Annotated in this window: 17 protein-coding genes; 11 read left to right on the forward strand and 6 right to left on the reverse strand. The window is 35.9% G+C overall.

Annotated features, from left to right (window positions below):
• Positions 1-21: 21 nt before the first annotated feature.
• A complete protein-coding gene (locus tag BAU28_RS12350) occupies positions 22-1,002 on the reverse strand; it encodes a metal-dependent hydrolase (protein WP_002174746.1) in 981 nt (326 codons plus the stop codon).
• A gap of 149 nt (positions 1,003-1,151) precedes the next feature.
• On the opposite strand from BAU28_RS12350, the gene mutY reads away from it, so the two are divergent.
• Positions 1,152-2,249: an A/G-specific adenine glycosylase gene (gene mutY / locus BAU28_RS12355; protein WP_048375678.1), complete on the forward strand. Its 1,098-nt coding sequence runs from the start codon at positions 1,152-1,154 to the stop codon at positions 2,247-2,249.
• An 82-nt stretch (positions 2,250-2,331) separates the two neighbouring features.
• Here the strand turns inward: mutY and BAU28_RS30415 are convergent, their stop codons facing one another.
• Complete coding sequence (locus tag BAU28_RS30415) at positions 2,332-2,508, reverse strand: hypothetical protein (protein ID WP_002174748.1); 177 nt, start codon at positions 2,506-2,508, stop codon at positions 2,332-2,334.
• A gap of 124 nt (positions 2,509-2,632) precedes the next feature.
• On the opposite strand from BAU28_RS30415, the gene BAU28_RS12360 reads away from it, so the two are divergent.
• The 4 genes from BAU28_RS12360 to BAU28_RS12375 all read left to right on the forward strand — a co-directional run bounded on the left by BAU28_RS12360 (position 2,633) and on the right by BAU28_RS12375 (position 6,023).
• Positions 2,633-2,914, forward strand: coding sequence for a gamma-type small acid-soluble spore protein (locus BAU28_RS12360; RefSeq protein ID WP_025148687.1), 282 nt, complete (start codon positions 2,633-2,635; stop codon positions 2,912-2,914).
• A 187-nt stretch (positions 2,915-3,101) separates the two neighbouring features.
• Positions 3,102-3,356 carry a YgaB family protein gene (locus BAU28_RS12365; RefSeq protein ID WP_002174752.1) on the forward strand — a complete coding sequence of 85 codons (255 nt, stop codon included), beginning with the start codon at positions 3,102-3,104 and terminating at the stop codon, positions 3,354-3,356.
• A 320-nt stretch (positions 3,357-3,676) separates the two neighbouring features.
• The gene (ntdP, locus tag BAU28_RS12370; protein WP_048375682.1) at positions 3,677-4,207 is read left to right on the forward strand and encodes a nucleoside tri-diphosphate phosphatase; all 531 of its coding nucleotides are present in this window, start codon (positions 3,677-3,679) and stop codon (positions 4,205-4,207) included.
• A 55-nt stretch (positions 4,208-4,262) separates the two neighbouring features.
• Complete coding sequence (locus BAU28_RS12375; RefSeq protein WP_071718700.1) at positions 4,263-6,023, forward strand: ABC transporter ATP-binding protein; 1,761 nt, start codon at positions 4,263-4,265, stop codon at positions 6,021-6,023.
• Between the two features lie 13 nt (positions 6,024-6,036).
• Here the strand turns inward: BAU28_RS12375 and BAU28_RS12380 are convergent, their stop codons facing one another.
• From BAU28_RS12380 to hemL, 3 genes are all read right to left on the reverse strand, one after another.
• On the reverse strand, positions 6,037-7,125 hold the full coding sequence (locus BAU28_RS12380) for an FUSC family protein (protein WP_048375686.1): 1,089 nt from the start codon (positions 7,123-7,125) through the stop codon (positions 6,037-6,039).
• A gap of 337 nt (positions 7,126-7,462) precedes the next feature.
• The gene (locus BAU28_RS12385; RefSeq protein ID WP_071718701.1) at positions 7,463-11,899 is read right to left on the reverse strand and encodes a glutamate synthase-related protein; all 4,437 of its coding nucleotides are present in this window, start codon (positions 11,897-11,899) and stop codon (positions 7,463-7,465) included.
• A gap of 201 nt (positions 11,900-12,100) precedes the next feature.
• Entirely contained in the window at positions 12,101-13,399 is a 1,299-nt protein-coding gene (gene hemL / locus BAU28_RS12390; protein WP_025148684.1) for a glutamate-1-semialdehyde-2,1-aminomutase, read from the reverse strand.
• Between the two features lie 127 nt (positions 13,400-13,526).
• Here hemL and BAU28_RS12395 point away from each other — a divergent pair, with 127 nt between their 5' ends.
• From BAU28_RS12395 to perR, 6 genes are all read left to right on the forward strand, one after another.
• Positions 13,527-14,540, forward strand: coding sequence for an ABC transporter ATP-binding protein (locus tag BAU28_RS12395; RefSeq protein ID WP_071718702.1), 1,014 nt, complete (start codon positions 13,527-13,529; stop codon positions 14,538-14,540).
• Positions 14,533-15,324, forward strand: coding sequence for an ABC transporter permease (locus tag BAU28_RS12400; protein ID WP_002174758.1), 792 nt, complete (start codon positions 14,533-14,535; stop codon positions 15,322-15,324). The genes BAU28_RS12395 and BAU28_RS12400 overlap by 8 nt, the downstream gene beginning before the upstream one ends.
• 4 nt (positions 15,325-15,328) lie before the next feature.
• Complete coding sequence (locus BAU28_RS12405; RefSeq protein ID WP_002174759.1) at positions 15,329-16,114, forward strand: ABC transporter permease; 786 nt, start codon at positions 15,329-15,331, stop codon at positions 16,112-16,114.
• Positions 16,115-16,186: 72 nt separating this feature from the next.
• Positions 16,187-16,591, forward strand: a complete 405-nt coding sequence (locus BAU28_RS12410; protein ID WP_002174760.1) for a potassium channel family protein — start codon at positions 16,187-16,189, stop codon at positions 16,589-16,591.
• Positions 16,592-16,635: 44 nt separating this feature from the next.
• Complete coding sequence (gene bcp, locus BAU28_RS12415) at positions 16,636-17,091, forward strand: thioredoxin-dependent thiol peroxidase (protein ID WP_002174762.1); 456 nt, start codon at positions 16,636-16,638, stop codon at positions 17,089-17,091.
• Between the two features lie 298 nt (positions 17,092-17,389).
• Entirely contained in the window at positions 17,390-17,818 is a 429-nt protein-coding gene (gene perR, locus BAU28_RS12420; RefSeq protein ID WP_000237829.1) for a peroxide-responsive transcriptional repressor PerR, read from the forward strand.
• Between the two features lie 116 nt (positions 17,819-17,934).
• Here the strand turns inward: perR and BAU28_RS12425 are convergent, their stop codons facing one another.
• Positions 17,935-18,291: a YgzB family protein gene (locus BAU28_RS12425; RefSeq protein ID WP_071718703.1), complete on the reverse strand. Its 357-nt coding sequence runs from the start codon at positions 18,289-18,291 to the stop codon at positions 17,935-17,937.
• Positions 18,292-18,586: the final 295 nt, after the last annotated feature.

Here is an 18,586-nt window from a genome sequence, read left to right on the forward strand (position 1 = left end):
AAGCGACTTAGGTCGCTTTTTTTAATGTGGGAGCAATTCCAGTTTCTTTCGAAGTTTTTCTTCGCTGAAAATCCACCCTGTATATGAACTAATAATATTTAAATTTTGATCGAGCTGAACGATTGCAACGAATGGATAATAATCTTTACTTCGATACCGTAAATCAATGAACCGAACTTCAGAATAGTTATCATAATCGAAAATATCCCAGCGGTATACAGGCGAGAAAGATAAGAAAGCAGAGATATTTTCATCCCGCACAGCAGCTTGCATAATGGCAGTATTCGGGAATGGTACACGATCAAATTTATCGTATACAAGAATGTTACCGCGGTGCCATCTTGCGACGTAGTAATGTTCAGTTGTAACGACGGCTAAATGATAATGATAAAATTTGTAAGAGGGAGAAATAATTACTTTCTCTACATTTTTGAAACGTTTGTATACTACACTTTTGATATTTCGATGCATCATAATGCGGCCGATGTAGTAAACAAACATTAATATATACGCTGCTAAAGCAGTGTATCCTTTATGTGCTCCGACAAGCATACAGGCGATAGCGAGTATATGGATAAAGAAAATGACAGTATCGAACGTATTAATTATGCCGAGTGCTACCCATTTTCTTGTGAAGGGCCGTAATGCCTGTGTACCATAGGCATTGAAAATATCCACAAAGACATGAAGAAAGACGGCAATAAATGACCAAAGTAATAGATGCAGATATGGAGCGTCTGAAAAGAAGGCGAAAGAGATGCCACTTATAAGGAATGACCAAAGAATCACTGCAGGAATGGAATGAGTAATTCCACGATGATTTCTTATATATTTAGCGTTATTACGCAATTTTAAAACTGTATCGATGTCAGGAATATTGGAACCGGCAATTGTTGCAAGCATCACTGCTTGTGGCCCAATATCACTTTGTGCTATGACTGGATCTAACGTTGCCAAACTGCCTAGAGTAACGCCCATAACAAGGTGAGTGGCTGTATCCATAGAAATCCACCTCCGTTTTTTATTAATGTAACTCTTTTTATTCGATACCTCAAGTCCTTTGCCTTCTATTTCCTATGTCATCTTACTTAAATTTTTTCCTAAAATCTTTATAATAGTACTTATATGCAAAAAAATGAGGGGGATCAAGTTTGACACTTGAAATATTAAATAAGTTTAACATAGAGCAGTTTCAAAATGATTTAATTGGTTGGTTTGAAAAAGAACAACGCGATTTACCGTGGCGAAAAAATAAAGATCCATACCGTGTTTGGGTTTCTGAAATTATGTTACAGCAAACACGGGTAGAAGCTGTAAAACCATATTACGCAAATTTTATGGGGAAGTTTCCTACGCTTGAGGCGCTAGCAAATGCCGATGATGAAGAAGTATTAAAAGCATGGGAAGGCTTAGGTTATTATTCTAGAGCACGAAATTTACATGCCGCAGTAAAAGAGGTAAAAGAAGTATATAACGGGGAAGTACCGAGTGATGTAAAGAAAATAGAAAAATTAAAAGGAGTGGGACCATATACAAAAGGTGCCATTTTAAGCATTGCATTCGGTATACCAGAGCCAGCAGTTGATGGAAACGTTATGCGCGTATTATCTCGTATTTTATCAGTGTGGGATGATATTGCAAAACCAAAGACTAGAAAAGTTTTTGAAGATATTGTGCGTGAAATTATCTCAACAGAAAATCCATCTTATTTTAATCAAGGTTTGATGGAATTAGGGGCATTAATTTGTATACCGAAAAACCCATCTTGCTTACTTTGTCCTGTGCGTGAACATTGCCGAGGGTATGCTGAGGGTGTTCAAAAAGAACTACCAGTGAAAAGTAAAGCGAAAGCACCTACAATGGTACCGCTCGTTGCAGGAGTGCTTCAAACTGAAGATGGTCGTTACGTAATTAATAAACGCCCAAGTGCGGGACTATTGGCTAATATGTGGGAGTTCCCGAATATTGAACTCGGTGAAGGTATTCGAAATCAGAAACAACAGCTTACGGATTATATGAAGGAAAGCTTCGGACTCTCTGTTTCAATTGATGAATACGCGATGAATGTACAACATACTTTTACACACCGTACTTGGGATATATTCGTGTTTTACGGAAAGATAACAGGCGATATTACCGACACAGATACATTAAAGTTTGTATCGAAAGAAGCATTTGAACAGTTACCTTTTTCGAAATCACATCGTACTATTTACGAAAATTGTGTTGAGAAAATTACAATGCAATAAATGAAAAAACGTGTTCTAGAATTTTGGAACACGTTTTTTTATTGAAAATAATTTTGCATGCTGAGTTTAAAGAATCGCGCTTTTATAATCCACCTCGTGACTCAATTTCTTTCACAATTTCTTTATAAATCGTTTGCCCCTCTACGTTTAGATAAGGCATAATTTGCTGAAATGAATGATGAAAATAAGCTAATTCATCTTCTTTCCATTCATTTTTTGAAATCATAGTTAGTTCAGTCATATCGCGTCCAGCGTACATATATCCACCTCCGTCATATGTAGTTTGAATGAGTGATAAGAGATATATGCGGAAATTATAAAAAGAAAATTACGGATAGATTCTAGATAGATTGGTTACATTATTTGTTGTGGAGGTGAGAAAGATGAGTAAAAAACAACAAGGTTATAATAAAGCAACTTCTGGTGCTAGCATTCAAAGTACAAATGCTAGCTATGGTACAGAATTTGCAACTGAAACAAATGTACAATCAGTAAAACAAGCAAACGCACAATCAGAAGCAAAGAAAGCACAAGCTTCTGGTGCTCAAAGTGCAAATGCTAGTTATGGTACAGAGTTTGCAACTGAAACAGATGTGCATGCAGTGAAACAAGCAAACGCACAATCAGCTGCAAAAAAATCACAATCTTCTAGCTCAAATCAGTAACGAAGGAAAAACACTTCTCTAACTCAAGAGAAGTGTTTTCTTTACGTGAAGGTCATTGTAATGAAAATATAATGACCGACATAACTTCTAATAAGTCAACAAATGTAGTCAAAGGAGAAAGAAGTTAACGATTAGAAATATGTAATAAGAATTATAATTGGTGAATGAATTAAAAAGGGGGCAAGTGATGAACGATTTTGATAAGTTGGTAGGAGAGCAATTGGAAACGATGGATGAGCTGTTAAAGTTACAAGCACATTTAGAAAAATATCAGCAAATTGAAATGAGTGAAAGAGATACGTGTGATAAAAAAGAATTACATTTTATCCGTCAAGAAATATATAGAACAGAATTAGCATTAAAGCTTTTGCATGAAAGATTTGAACAACAAACGAATAACGTGATTCAATCTTTTGAAACCGAAAAAATAATTTCAAATTAAGGATGAGATATGTTGTGAATTGTAGGTGGAAAGTCCTTCCTTAAATGGAGACGAGAAAGGGCTTTCCTTTTGTTATATCCTCGTTTAATCTTCGGAAAATACGTTTTACTAATCCAATGGGAATTCTCCTTTGTTAAAAGGATTGGAGATGTGCCATTCAATAATAAAACTTCATTAAATTCATCGTGAAAATTAGGGTCTTATCGCTTTAGTTTTAAAATTTTGACAAAAAAGTTATAATAGAAAAAAAGTGAATGCAGTTCAAGGGGTAGTTGAGGCAACTTAAGAAGGGCATTTGCAGCTGAAAGAAGGGAGCATATATGGGATTTCCCAAAGAAGGAGAAAAGGTACAAATACATAGTTATAAACATAATGGCTCCATTCATAGAATGTGGGAAGAGACAACAATTTTAAAAGGGACGCAGAGTCTTGTGATCGGAGCGAATGATCGTACAATAGTTACAGAATCAGATGGCCGGACATGGATTACTCGTGAACCTGCGATTTGTTACTTTCATGCCAATTATTGGTTTAATGTGATTGGAATGCTAAGGGAAGAAGGAGTATATTATTATTGTAATTTAAGTTCTCCTTTTGCATATGACTCTGAAGCATTAAAGTATATTGATTACGATTTAGATATTAAAGTGTATCCAGATATGACATATACACTTTTAGATGAAGATGAGTATGAAAAGCATAGTCAAATCATGCAGTATCCACCTGTTATTGATACAATTTTAAAACGAAATGTAGCACATTTAACACAGTGGATTCATCAAAGAAAAGGTCCATTCGCACCGGATTTTGTAGATATGTGGTACGAAAGATATTTAATGTACAGAAATTAAAACAAACCTGCAGGGGGATTCCCCGGCAGGTTTGTCCTATTAGAGGGGGAATTATGTGCAAGGTATAAAAAGATATTTACAATTTGTTAAACCATATCGATGGCTCATTGCTATTACAATTATTATTGGTCTTGTTAAGTTCGGTATTCCGCTTATTATGCCATGGTTATTAAAGTATATTATTGATGATGTTATTCAAGGTGGGGGTTCGCTTCAAGAAAAAACGTCCCAATTAATAACCGCAATTGGGATTGCTTTTTTTATTTTTGCAGTATTAAGACCGCCTATAGAATATTATCGTCAATATTTCGCGCAGCGTATTGCCAATACAATACTATACGATTTAAGAAAGCATATTTTTGGACACTTGCAAAAGTTGAGCTTACGCTATTATTCGAACACAAAAACAGGAGAGATTATTTCACGTGTAATCCATGATGTAGAACAAACGAAGGACTTTGTAATTACCGGTCTTATGAATGTCTGGTTAGATACTGCAACAATTGTTATTGCCATTATCGTTATGTTTTCTATGAATATAAAATTAACCTTTGTTGCTTTATTAATCTTACCTATTTATGTAGTTGCAGTGAAATATTTTTTCGGGCGCCTTCGAAAATTGACGAAAGAGCGCTCACAAGCGTTAGCCACTATGCAAGGATATTTACATGAACGTATTCAAGGGATGCAAGTGACACGAAGTTTTGCATTAGAAGAGTATGAAAGAGGACAGTTTGAAAAGAGAAATAATGAATTTTTAACGAAAGCACTAACTCATACGAGTTGGACGGCGAGAACGTTTTCAGCAGTGAATACGTTAACGGATTTAGGGCCGTTACTTGTTATTGGTTTTGCAGCGTATGAAGTAATTCAAGGTTCGTTAACACTTGGGACTATGGTGGCCTTTGTTGGATATATGGATAGTTTATATAGTCCGCTTCGTCGCCTCGTCAATTCATCTACAACATTAACGCAGTCTTTCGCGTCGATGGATCGAGTGTTTGAATTGTTAGATGAAAAATACGATATTGTGAATGTGCCAAATGCAGTGCAAGCTAAAAGATTAGATGGAGAAGTTATATTTGATAATGTTTCTTTTCGTTACAATGAGGGTGAAAAAGAGATATTGCATAATCTGTCATTAACTATGCGGCCGGGAGAGAAGGTAGCACTTGTAGGAGCGAGTGGGGGAGGAAAGTCATCTCTCGCCAGTTTAATTCCACGTTTTTATGATGTTTCTGACGGTGCAGTTTATGTAGACGGGATAGATGTAAGACGGTATGATATGAGAAGTTTGCGCAGTCGTATTGGAATTGTACTGCAAGATAATTTATTGTTTAGTGATACGATTGGGGCTAACATTTTATATGGAAATCCGAAAGCTGCAAAGGCGGAAGTAATTTCAGCTGCCAAAGCTGCACAAATTCATGATTTTATTACAGAATTGCCAGATGGTTATGATACTGTCGTTGGGGAGCGCGGTGTGAAATTATCTGGTGGACAAAGACAACGGGTTGCAATCGCACGGGTTTTTCTAAAGAATCCGTCTTTGCTTATATTGGATGAAGCAACTTCAGCTTTAGATTTAGAAAATGAACGATATATTCAAGAGGCACTTCAAACGTTAGCTGCAGATCGAACAACAATTATTATTGCACATCGATTAGCGACAATTACGCATGTTGATACAATTATTTATGTTGAAGAGGGTGAAATAAAGGAAAAAGGATCTCATGAAGAGTTAATGAAAAAAAGGGGATTTTATTACAATTTATATCAGCTTCAACATATAACAGAAACAGCTCCTTTAGCGTAAAAGGAGCTGTTTTTTATTCGTCTTCTTTTTTATCGTCGATTTGGAGTTCACTTTCTGGTTTATGGTATGTGTAGAAGCTATCCACAAGTAAATCTAAATGCTCTACTTCTTCACTATAATTAATAATTGAAGAAATAAGAGGGAAGAGATGTAACCATATTTTATATGCTTCCTCATCGTCCTTGTTTTGATAATCCATAAAGATATCAATCAATTCTTGTTTACCTGTTTCAACTTCATCAAGCATCTCAACAGATTGTTGTTTCTTTGCTTTCCCAATAAACTTTAACAAAACTTGTTCGTGATAATGGGTTAACGAATCGAGTTCGTTTTGAATAGACTCCTGAAATTCTTCTGGCATATAGCGCAGTTCATTTTCAGTACGGTGTAATGACTTTAATGTACTTAAAGCACGACTTGTTGTCGCTAACATTTGTCTAAATAAAACAAGTTTGCGAATTTTTGCGAATTGTATTTTCTTCGTGTAACTTCTTTCTTCTTTATAAAGTAAATAATAATGATTTATTTTAATCATTTTTTCTTTCATGCGATCAATATCGGTTTTTAGAGTTGTAAAATCAGAAGCTTGCCTACTATTCATACGAATCCATTTGACAATTTCCTCTGTATTATCAACGATGCGATGGTAAAGTTTTGTTTCATATTTTGGCGGCATAAATACTAAATTTACAAGCGAAGCCGCAATAATTCCAATCATAATTGTCGCAAATCGAAGTAAGGCAAAACTAAAGAAATCTTCGCCTTGATATTCCATAATGGCGATAACCGTTACTAAAGCGATTGATATTGTGTTTTCTAAGCGTAATTGTAATGTAAGAGCAATTACTAATATACATGTTAATCCAATAATAAAAGGATTATGTCCAAAAGCAGTAGCAAATACGATAGCGAATACCGCACCAATTACGTTTGCTTGGATTTGCTCAAGAGCAGTTAAATACGAGCGGTATACGGACGGCTGAACAGCAAAGATAGCTGAGATTCCTGCAAATACTGGACTCGGTAATTGAAGTAAAATACAAGCAAATAAAGCTAATGTAATGGCAATACCCGTTTTTAAAATGCGAGCACCAAGTTTCATACCCTTATTAATATCCTTTCTCTTGTCATAATGAATGTACAACATGATACTATACATTCATTACAATATGTTAGCAAGTGATATTTTAGTGACGTTAAAAATTTTAATAAAGAAATTAAGATTCATTTATCTCGATTAGTGTGGACTAATAATTAGTGGGGGATGAACACCCCATACTGATTAAAGTTTCACTTTATAATTTATCCAAATTCTCTTTAAACATCTATTCTCTAATGAAAAAACCTGCTGAATTCCAGCAGGTTTCAAATTGTTACTATAGATTACTATGCGATGCTCACTTCGTCAATTTTTTTATGAAAAATACATGTTGTACATATTATTCAGTTGAAATAGATGGATCCGTCTGTTCTTTTTTCGGGATAATTTCATAAAAGTGAAGCTGAATATCATCTAATAGTGGTGTTAATAAAGCGACTTCTTCATATTGTTCATGCTCATTTAATACACGAATGTAGTCTAATAATAATTGATTCACATTTTGCACACCATTTTTACTAATTGGTTGTAATGTTACATTTGCTCCCTTAGCGATTCTTCTTTTTAAGGCCAGCTCTGTTAAACCTAAATTTGGTTCGTGACGTAAATAAACAACACCACCAGTCATACCAGCACAAATCCACGGACCAGGATCTCCTAAAACAAGCGCACGACCATTTGTCATATATTCAAAAGCAAATCCTTTTATATTGGAATATGCTCCTATGTTTCCTTGTTCCTTTTCACGGAGTGGTTTTGTAATTCTACCTCCAATAATCATGTCTGCTCCAGAGAGGCGAATGCCAGCACGAGCATCGGCGTTGCCTTGCACGTATAATGCTCCTTTTTGAGCGCCGTATCCAAATCCTTTTCCGACAGAACCGTTATAATATGTTCCATCTTTCCCTTTTGCTTTCGTTATATAAATGCCACCGCCAAATGAAGTTTTTCCAATTCCGTCTTGCGCACCACCATTTACGTGTATAAATAGGTTTTCGCTATTGTAAGCACCTAATCCGTTTCCAGGAACAGAACCATTTGTGTACTTTAATGTAAGTGGTTCAAGATGAGTGTTTTCATATAATTTACTACGAACACGATAACAGGATTCTAGACCACCCATTACGCGTTGCTCTACGCCAACTCCTACTAATTCTTTTGAGTGAGTAGAATGAACTGTTTCAAATTGTTTTTCTTGTACAGATACTGTTGTTGTAACAGTTGAATTTTCTATCGTTTGCAGTAAATTACATAAGTCTAATAAATCTTCGCCTCGAACTTGTTCTAATAAATCGGAACGCCCGATAATTTCTTGTAAATTTGTATAACCGAGTTGTCCTGTTAACCGTTTTAGTTCTACACCGAAAGTGGTGAATAAATTTAATAAACCAGCCACTGCGCTTTCTAATTCGCGTGGGACGAAGCGGCGTAATCCATGTTCTTTCGCTTGCGCTTCAGATTCAATTTGTGTCGCAATTCCGACGTGGCACGTATCTAGATGACAACCACGGCAAGTTGTACAGCCAATTGCAATCATTGATAATGTACCAAATCCAATTCGGTTTGCTCCAAGAAGCATGATTTTTAAGGCGTCATTTACACTTCGAATACCACCATCTGCCCAAATTTCTACTTTATGTCTCATACCTGCTTCTAGTAGAGCGTTGTGAGCAGCTTTAACACCAATTTCTACTGGAAGACCTACATATTGTAATGCATGAATACGTGCAGCACCTGTTCCGCCGTCAAATCCGCTAATGTTAATAAAATCAGCACCAGCTTTTGCGATACCAACAGCAATTGTTCCAATGTTAGGAACGACAGGGACTTTCACGGCTACTTTTGCAAGCTGATTGGCCGTTTTAATTTCTGTAATCATTTGAGCTAAATCTTCAATTGAATAAATATCATGGTTGTTAGAAGGTGAAATCAAATCTGATCCAATTGTAGCGTTACGTGCCTCAGCAATTTTGGCAGTTACTTTTGAACCAGGTAAATGTCCACCTTCACCAGGCTTTGCACCTTGACCGATTTTTATTTCAATTAAATTTGATGAATTTAGTAGTTCGGCGTTTACTCCAAATCGGCCAGATGCAACTTGTTGTCCACGTGTATGTGGATATTTACCAATCATATCTTTAATTTCGCCGCCTTCACCATTCAAACTAATCATATTTAGTTGATCGGCAGCTTCTGCATACGCACGAAAGGCAATCTCGTTTTGAGAACCGAATGACATGGAACTAATAATAAATGGTAAATCATGATTGTGAATACCGATGGAAACTTTTTCAGTCGGAACTACATGCTTTGCTTGCTTTGTTTGAACAAGATGCCGAATTGCGATTGGGTTATTTTCTTCTAATTCACTTAACTTATCGCGGTAATCATCATAAGAGTTTCCTTTTGCAACATCACCAATTGCTTTCCAAATCCGCGGGAATATATGAAATGATTTTCTCATTCTAACTTTTGGATTGTTATAATCAATCGCTCGCATTTTCGCGTCTGCAGCAAGTGCTTCAAATGAAAAAGCTAAAGCATTTGAACCAAAGAAATTTGTAATTTGTAATGTATTTGCGATTTCCTCATGCAATCCGATAGAGGAAAAGAGACGACCGTAACCGCGTAATTCATGAATCCCAATTGTTGAAATTACTTTTTCTAGTCCTTTATTAAGTGCAGTATATAAATTAGTAATTGGTGCTATTGTTTCATCATTTACAGTTGCGAACAATAAATATGGATTAATACCATCTGCTCCTAATCCATACAGCGTTACGATATCGTGTAAGGAGCGTAGGGCACCGGAACGTATAACGAGAGAGCAGTTTCGACGTAATTTATTTTCAGTTAATGCTTGATGTACTTTAGCAGTAACTAAATGTGGATCAATCCATAACTGTTCATTTTGATGTGCTTTGTCGTCATCTAATAATAGTAGGGAAGCACCATTTGTAACGGCAGCTATCGCTTCAGAACTAATTCGATTTAATGCGCATTGTAAAGTTTCTGATGGACTGAACGTAACAGAAATCGTAGAGACAGAGCTATGAGTAATGAATAGCTGTATAAGTTGTTCATACGTAATCGTATTTAATTCTTCCGCGATAGATTGGGCTAAACTTCCTTCTAAAATAATTGGTGAAAGCATCTCGACTACAAATGGCTGTTTAGAGTTGTTTAATAAACTCGGACGCTCTCCGAGTACAGTACGTGTGGAGAAGTGTTCGACTTCTCGATCACGATCGATTGCTGGATTTGTAACAACGGCTACACTCTCCTTAATGAAATCAGCAATATTTCGTCTATCTGTATCAAGTGCGGCAAGTGGTGAGTCATGCCCAAGTGAACGAATTGGTTCGACGCCTTTTGTTGCCATCTGTTCAAGAAGCTGAATATGTTCTCGATCCCAGCCGAAAGCAACGTATTGCTTCGTTTCGACTTGAACAGAATCACATAATCCTCCAATTTCTTTCGTTTCAGGGATAGATAAATTTAAATGATAATTGGTAACATCGATTCGTTTCTTAAAGCGGTTATAAACTTCCGTTTGATATTTGTCGTATTCATAGAGAACAAGTTCATTTTGTTCATTCCATTTTAATCCGACTTTTTCTCCGGGAGCGAGTGGTTTTGGTTCTGCTACATATTCAGTTGGTGATACAACCCCAGGTTCAGAAGAGAAAATATAAGAGCTTGCTGTCTCTACTTTCCACACTGGGCGTAAGCCGAGGGAATCGACACTGAAAACAGCTTCATCCTTATAACGTGAAATGATGCCAGCTGGACCTTGTGCGAAGTGCCCCCAGGCCTCACGTATATAAGTGTATAAGTTTTGTAAGTTTGTTTCGTAAAGTTTTATTTCATTAATAATTGGCGGAAATAATATATCCATCGCTTCAAATAAGCTGTAGTTATACTGAACGAGAAGGGTTTCTAAGGTGCGGTTTAAATCTTGGGAATCACTGCCCCCGGCAGTGAGTGATACATCAATCATTTCAGCTTGATCGCGTAATTTTGCAATCGTGTTAATTTCACCATTATGTCCGAGAATGCTAAATGGTTGTACACGAAAAAAATTAGATAACGTGTTAGTAGAATAGCGATTATGTCCCAGTGTCATAGTTGAAGCGATAAGTGGGTGTTGTAAATCATTGTAATAAGCAACGAGTGTATCGCCAGCACCGAGAACTTTATATACAACATGGTCATGACTTAATGAGGCAACATGAATTGCTTCATTTTCTTCTATTTTTACTGTTACAGAAAATAATGTTTGTTCAATATTTTCAACTTCACTTTCGGCGATAAGGGCAACTTGCCAAAATAAAGGTTCTTCTTGTTTACCAAGAGGACCGAGTGCATCGGAGTTTATTACATCATCATTTTCGAGAAGAATTGTAAGTTTTTCATTGTGTAGTTGCGTATGAATGTATTTTTTTAAATCAGCAATGTTTTCTTTTTTATTTAGAAAAAAATGTCCAACGATAAAGTGGGGATGATCCACAATCGTTGGATTATATCCGCTACTTTTCAGTTTTTCATTCCAAAGTGCTTTTGGCATGTCGATATGAATTCCGATACCATCTCCTTCGCCATTAATGAAACCAGCTCTATGATTCATTTTGACTAGTGATTGTATACAAAGGTCGATATTTTCTTTTGTAGGAATTCTTCGTTTTTCCATAACGGAAACGATTCCACACGCATCATGTTCTGCATTTTTATAATTTCTAAATAAAGACGGTGTCCATTTATTTGTTTTATTGAGCATCCGTCAATCCCCCCTCTGGAAATTGAATTTTGAATAATCTTACTATTTAAGGCGTAATCAGCCTTGTATACAGGGATAGTAAGGATATAAAAGAATATAAAACAGATAATTATGAATAATTATACTATTAATGAGGGATTTATGAAATAGAAAAAAGGAAAAAAGAAAGGTGAGCTTTCTTTTTTCCTTTTAATGACGGGATTATTTATTGTCTGCTAAAGCAGCAAATGCTCTGCCGACAGCTTCGATTGTATACTCAATATCTTCTTTTGTATGTTCTGTCGTTAAGAACCATGCTTCATATTTAGATGGTGCTAAGTTAATACCTTCTTGAAGCATAAGTTTGAAGAATCTACCGAACATTTCACCATCTGTATTTTGGGCTGCATCGTAATCTTCAATTGTATTTGTTGTGAAGTATACAGTTAATGCGCCTTTTAGACGGTTTACTGTAATATCGATGTTATGTTTTGTAGCTTGTTCTAGAATACCTTTTTCAAGCATTGCTCCAAGTTCATCTAATTTCTCGTATACGCCCTCTTGTTGAAGTACTTCTAAGCACGCAATACCTGATGCCATAGAAGCTGGGTTCCCTGCCATTGTACCAGCTTGGTATGCAGGGCCGAGCGGAGCAACTTGTTCCATAATTTCTTTCTTACCGCCGTAAGCGCCAATTGGAAGTCCGCCGCCAATAACTTTACCAAGTGCTGTTAAATCTGGTGTTACGCCAAGTAAATCTTGAGCGCCGCCGTACATAAAGCGGAAAGCAGTAATAACTTCATCGTAAATTACTAGTGCACCAGCTTCGTGAACAAGTTCATTCACTTTTTCAAGGAAGCCTGGTTTAGGTTCTACAATACCGAAGTTTCCAACAATCGGTTCTACAAGGATAGCTGCTACTTCGTGTCCCCATTTATCTAATGCTTCTTTTAAAGTTTCTACATTATTAAATGGAACGGTAATAACTTCTTGTGCGATACTTTGTGGCACACCAGCTGAATCAGGAGTTCCAAGAGTAGAAGGACCAGAGCCAGCTGCTACAAGTACTAAATCGGAATGACCGTGGTAACAACCAGCGAATTTCATGATTTTTGTGCGGCCAGTGTAAGCACGAGCGACACGAATGGTTGTCATAACGGATTCTGTACCAGAGTTTACGAAGCGGACTTTATCTAAAGCAGGCATTGCTTCTTTTAACATTTTTGCAAATTTTACTTCTAGTGCTGTTGGAGTACCGTATAGTACACCATTTTCAGCTGCTGTTTTAATTGCTTCTGTTACGTGTGGATGAGCATGTCCAGTAATAATAGGGCCATATGCTGCTAAATAGTCGATATATTTATTTCCATCTACATCCCAGAAATAAGCACCTTTTCCACGTTCCATTGCAACAGGAGAACCACCTCCAACTGCTTTGTAAGAACGAGAAGGACTATTAACACCACCAACGATATGTTCTAAAGCTTCTTTATGTAATGCTTCTGATTTCGTGAAATTCACTACAATTCATCTCCTTACAAAAATCTATGTATTATTCTAACATGTTTTTCGAAAAGACGTATTGTTTGTGATAGAGAGAGCAGTTGGGTAAACTATTCGTTGTGACATTTAGGAAGGGGGTCCGATTATGAAATCGGTAATTGAGGTACAAGGGTTACGTAAAGAGTTTACAGCCTATTCAAGTCGTCCAGGATTAAAGGGTGCATTTCGCGATTTATTAAATCGTAATTATAAAATAGTACCAGCAGTAAATGATGTTTCTTTTACTGTAAAGCAAGGTGAAATGGTTGGTTATATTGGTGAAAATGGCGCTGGTAAATCAACGACGATTAAAATGCTTACAGGAATTTTGACTCCGACATCAGGACAAATTACAGTGAACGGCATGAATCCACATAAACAGAGAGAAGAATTTGTAAGAACAATCGGTGTTGTGTTTGGTCAACGTTCTCAGCTTTGGTGGGATATCGCTGTACAAGAATCATTTCGTTTATTGAAGAAAGTGTACGGTGTATCGGACGCTCAGTATAAGGAACATATGGAACATGTTATTGAAACGTTAGATATCGGTCCTTTATTAGATAAACCGGTACGAAAATTATCCCTTGGTCAAAGAATGCGTTGTGAATTGGCAGCGGCGTTAATTCATAATCCGCCGTTATTATTTTTAGATGAGCCAACAATTGGGCTAGATGTTCTTGTGAAATTAAAAATACGAGAATTTTTAAAAGAGATGAATGAACGTTATAAAACAACAATTCTGTTAACGACTCATGATATTACTGATATTGAAGCTTTATGTGAGCGCGTCATCATGCTTGATGAAGGAAACATTATGTATGACGGATCGTTAGATAACCTTCGCACGCAGTGGGGAGCGGAGAAGGAAATACATTTTCAGTTTGTTGCCCCAGTTTCACACCAGGCGTTATCAATGGTTATGCCTGATAATCATGTTGTTTGGTCAAAAGCAAAAGAGGAAAATGCGTGGGTTGCAAAAATACCAAATGAAGAAGTTATCATTTCTATGCTGATTTCCAAAGTAGTACAAGCCTTCCAAATTAAAGATTTAAAAATTAATGAAGTGTCTACAGAGGAAATTATTCGTAACATTTATGAAGAAGGTATTAGGCATGGGTAAGTATATTGAAATGATTCGGATTCGCTTTTTAATGATGCTTGCCTATCGTACAAATTATTACAGTGGGATTTTAATTTATACAATTAATATAGGTGCGTATTATTTTTTATGGCAAGCGATTTATAGCGGGAAAGAGAATATTGAAAGTTTATCTATTTCGCAAATGACTACGTATATTGCGATCGCATGGATGGCACGTGCTTTTTATTTCAATAATATAGATAGAGAAATTGCGATGGAAATTCAAGAAGGACGTGTGGCGGTAGAGTTAATTCGTCCGTATAATTATTTAGGCATGAAGGTTATGCAAGGTCTTGGAGAAGGGATGTTTCGTTTCGCTTTCTTTTCAATTCCGGGTATGGTTATTGTTACGTTATTATTTTCATTACAAATTACAACGAATTTTCAAACGTGGTTATATTTCTTCTTATCTTTAATATTTAGTTTTATCATTAATACACAAATAAATTTAATGACAGGAATGCTTACATTCTTTTTATTTAATAATAGTGGAATTATGTATGCGAAACGTGTTGTAATCGATTTATTTTCTGGTTTATTATTACCGATTAGTTTTTATCCGTTATGGGCCCAAAAAGCAATGGTGTTTTTACCGTTTCAAGCAATTAGTTATATTCCGAGTATGATTTTCTCTGAAGGTATACAAGGAAGTAAGTTATATGAAGCTTTATTATTTCAAATGATTTGGGCAATTATACTTATTATTCCAATTGTGCTGATGTGGAAAACGGCGAGAAAACGTCTAATTGTACAAGGGGGATGATGAGATGCTATATATAAAGTTGTTTTTGCAATATGCAAGCCAATATATAAAAACAAAATTGGAGTATCGAGGCGATTTTATCGTTGGATTACTTTCAGATTTATTGCTACAAGCTGTTAATTTAATCTTCATTCTCGTTGTGTTTGGGCATACCCAAGAGCTAAAAGGGTGGAGCCGAGAAGAAGTAATCTTTATTTATGGTTTCTTTTTAGTACCGTTTGCTATTTTTTCAGCTTTCTTTAATATATGGGACTTCAATGATCGATACATTATTAAAGGAGAAATGGATCGTGTATTAACGAGACCGATTCATAGTTTATTTCAAATTATATTAGAAAGAATGGAACTTGAATCTCTAATTGGGGCCATTACAGGGATTATTGTAATGGGCTATGCGGCATTGGAGCTGCAATTATCTTTTTATTGGTATGATTTCTTCTTATTCTTACTTATGGTAGGAGGAGGCGCACTTGTATACGGCGGGATATTTGTTACGCTTGCAAGTCTTGGCTTTTGGTCAGATGCGAAAAGTTCTATTATGCCGCTTATGTATAACATAGGTAATTATGGACGCTATCCTGTTAATATTTATAACCGTGTTATTCGCTTTATTTTAACGTTTGTCTTACCATTTGCGTTTGTTGGGGTATATCCAGCAGCATACTTTTTAAGAAAAACAGAGTGGAATAGCTATGCATTCGCAACGCCAATTGTTGGTATTATCTGTTTTACTATTGCAATTACCCTCTGGAATCAAGGGGTTAAACGATATCGTGGTGCAGGAAATTAATTATAGAAGCTTGTTCGTTTCTAAGGGATAAATTAGCTGTAGTCCTCATACATATAAAATGAGGTGGAGGACATGTTATGGGGATTTATTCTATTAATTGCAGCAATCGCTATTTTGAGAAGTGTCCAATTATTATGGAGTTCATATTCAGATTCCAAGCGTTTCTTTTCGCTGTATAATTTAGCCACATTGTTTTTAATTTATACAACGGTATTGATTGCGTTTGGATTAAGTTATGTTGTATTAGAGGAAATGGATTTTACAGTTTTGAAAGAAGATGGGGATAGGCTCGATGCTCATTCCTTTCAACTTGTTGAAATATGTTTATATTTTAGCGCAGTTACTTTATTGTCCGTTGGATATGGTGATATAGCTCCGATTGGAATCGGAAGATGGATTGCAATTGGAGAAGCGCTAATTGGATATACATTACCGTTTGCTTTTGTAGTAAGGACTGTAATGGACAATGAAAAATAAGGTAGCATTTGTTATAGTAATAGAAAAGAGAAGGAGTGATAACAATGATCACAGTAGGAGAAATGGCACCGGAATTCACATTAGAGGGAAGTGGCGGAGAACAAGTTCGCTTAGCTGACTTCCGCGGGGAAAATGTAGTTCTATATTTTTATCCGAAAGATATGACTCCAGGGTGTACAACCGAAGCATGTGATTTTCGCGATGCGTATGGATTATTCCAAGAGAAGGATACGGTCATCCTTGGTGTAAGTCCGGATTCGGTGAACAGACATATGAAATTCATTGAGAAGCATGAGCTCCCATTTATACTTTTAGTAGATGAAGATCATAAAGTAGCAGAATTGTACGATGTTTGGAAGTTGAAAAAGAACTTTGGAAAAGAGTACATGGGAATCGAGCGTTCTACATTCCTTATTAATAAAGACGGTGAACTTGTAAAAGAATGGCGTAAAGTGAAAGTGAAAGGACATATTGAGGACGTCCTTTCTTATATAAAATAAGCTATAGTGGGAAGAAAAAAATACATATGTAAGGCATGTGTCTATACATATTTTCCCACGATACATAAAGTGAAAGTGTAGGGCATACCTCCTCAGATGATAATATTCTAAGTGCGATTATGTCGCACTTTTTTCTATGTAAATGTATAGAAAATGGGGGAAGATACATAAGAATAAGGCTATATATAAAAATAAACGACATACTTATAGTAGAAATATTGACGATTTATAAGAAAAGGGGTACACTCTTTATAAGAATTATAAAATAATAATCCGTATAGAATCGGGGTGCATGACGGTGGTCAAAGAAGAATTAAAAGAAGCGCTAGAAATGCTGAAAAATACGGGTGTACGCATTACTCCACAGCGTCATGCTATTTTAGAGTACCTTGTGGAATCTATGACGCACCCAACAGCGGATGACATTTATAAAGCATTAGAAGGTAAGTTTCCGAATATGAGTGTTGCAACTGTCTATAATAACTTACGTGTGTTTAAAGAAGTTGGACTTGTAAAGGAATTAACTTATGGAGACGCTTCAAGTAGATTTGATTATGTTACAAGTCAACATTATCATGTGATTTGCGAAAAATGTGGTAAGATTGTTGATTTTCCTTATGGAGGTTTGGAAAAACTTGAAGAGGAAGCTGCGAAAACGACAGGTTTCGTTATTAATAGTCATCGCTTAGAAATTTATGGCGTTTGTCCAGAGTGTCATAAGGCGTAATATATAATAAAGAAAGAGGGTGACGTAATCGTCACCCTCTTTCTTTATTATATATAGATGTATCCAGTGAAATCTAGGTTGGTATGGATGAAGAAAAACACTGATTAAAGTGCACTTTATCCTTTATAGCTCTTTTTATTGTATTTCTCATCAAATTCTTTTCCTTCTAAACTCGGATCGAGTGTTAAAGGTTGGTTGCAATGCATACATGCGTCGACACGACCGAGCATTTTTGTTGGTTTATCGCAACTTGGACAAGTAATATGTACAGTCTTAGTAGATAACATACCAATCCAAAAGTAAACGACAGTACTAGCGATAACAGCTAAAAAGCCAACCATCATAAATGTTGTCATAATAATAATGTTGTCACGGAAAAAGACTCCTAAGTATGCAATGAAGAGGCCGATAAATACTAAACTTAATGCAAAGGTCCGAATTTTATTGATTTTGTTCGAATATTTAATGCTCATTCTCACCACACTCCTATAATAATAATATAACATAAAATTTAGAATTTTCATTCGTATATAAACTTAGTAAAACGATAAGGGGAAAAATAGTAAGGAGTGTAGCTATGTATAAAGAGTGAATGGGAGATATGATGTACTGGAAATATGCTTTTTAAAGCTTTTAACGGGATGTGAAATTTTTTTGTAAAAAGTATTGACCCTACATATACTGCATGATATATTAATAAACGTCGCTGATGCGGAAACGCAGAAAACGACAAAAAAGAAATTGAAAAACTTAGTTGACATCGAAAAA

The organism is Bacillus paramycoides (assembly GCF_001884235.1).
Taxonomy (GTDB): domain Bacteria; phylum Bacillota; class Bacilli; order Bacillales; family Bacillaceae_G; genus Bacillus_A; species Bacillus_A paramycoides.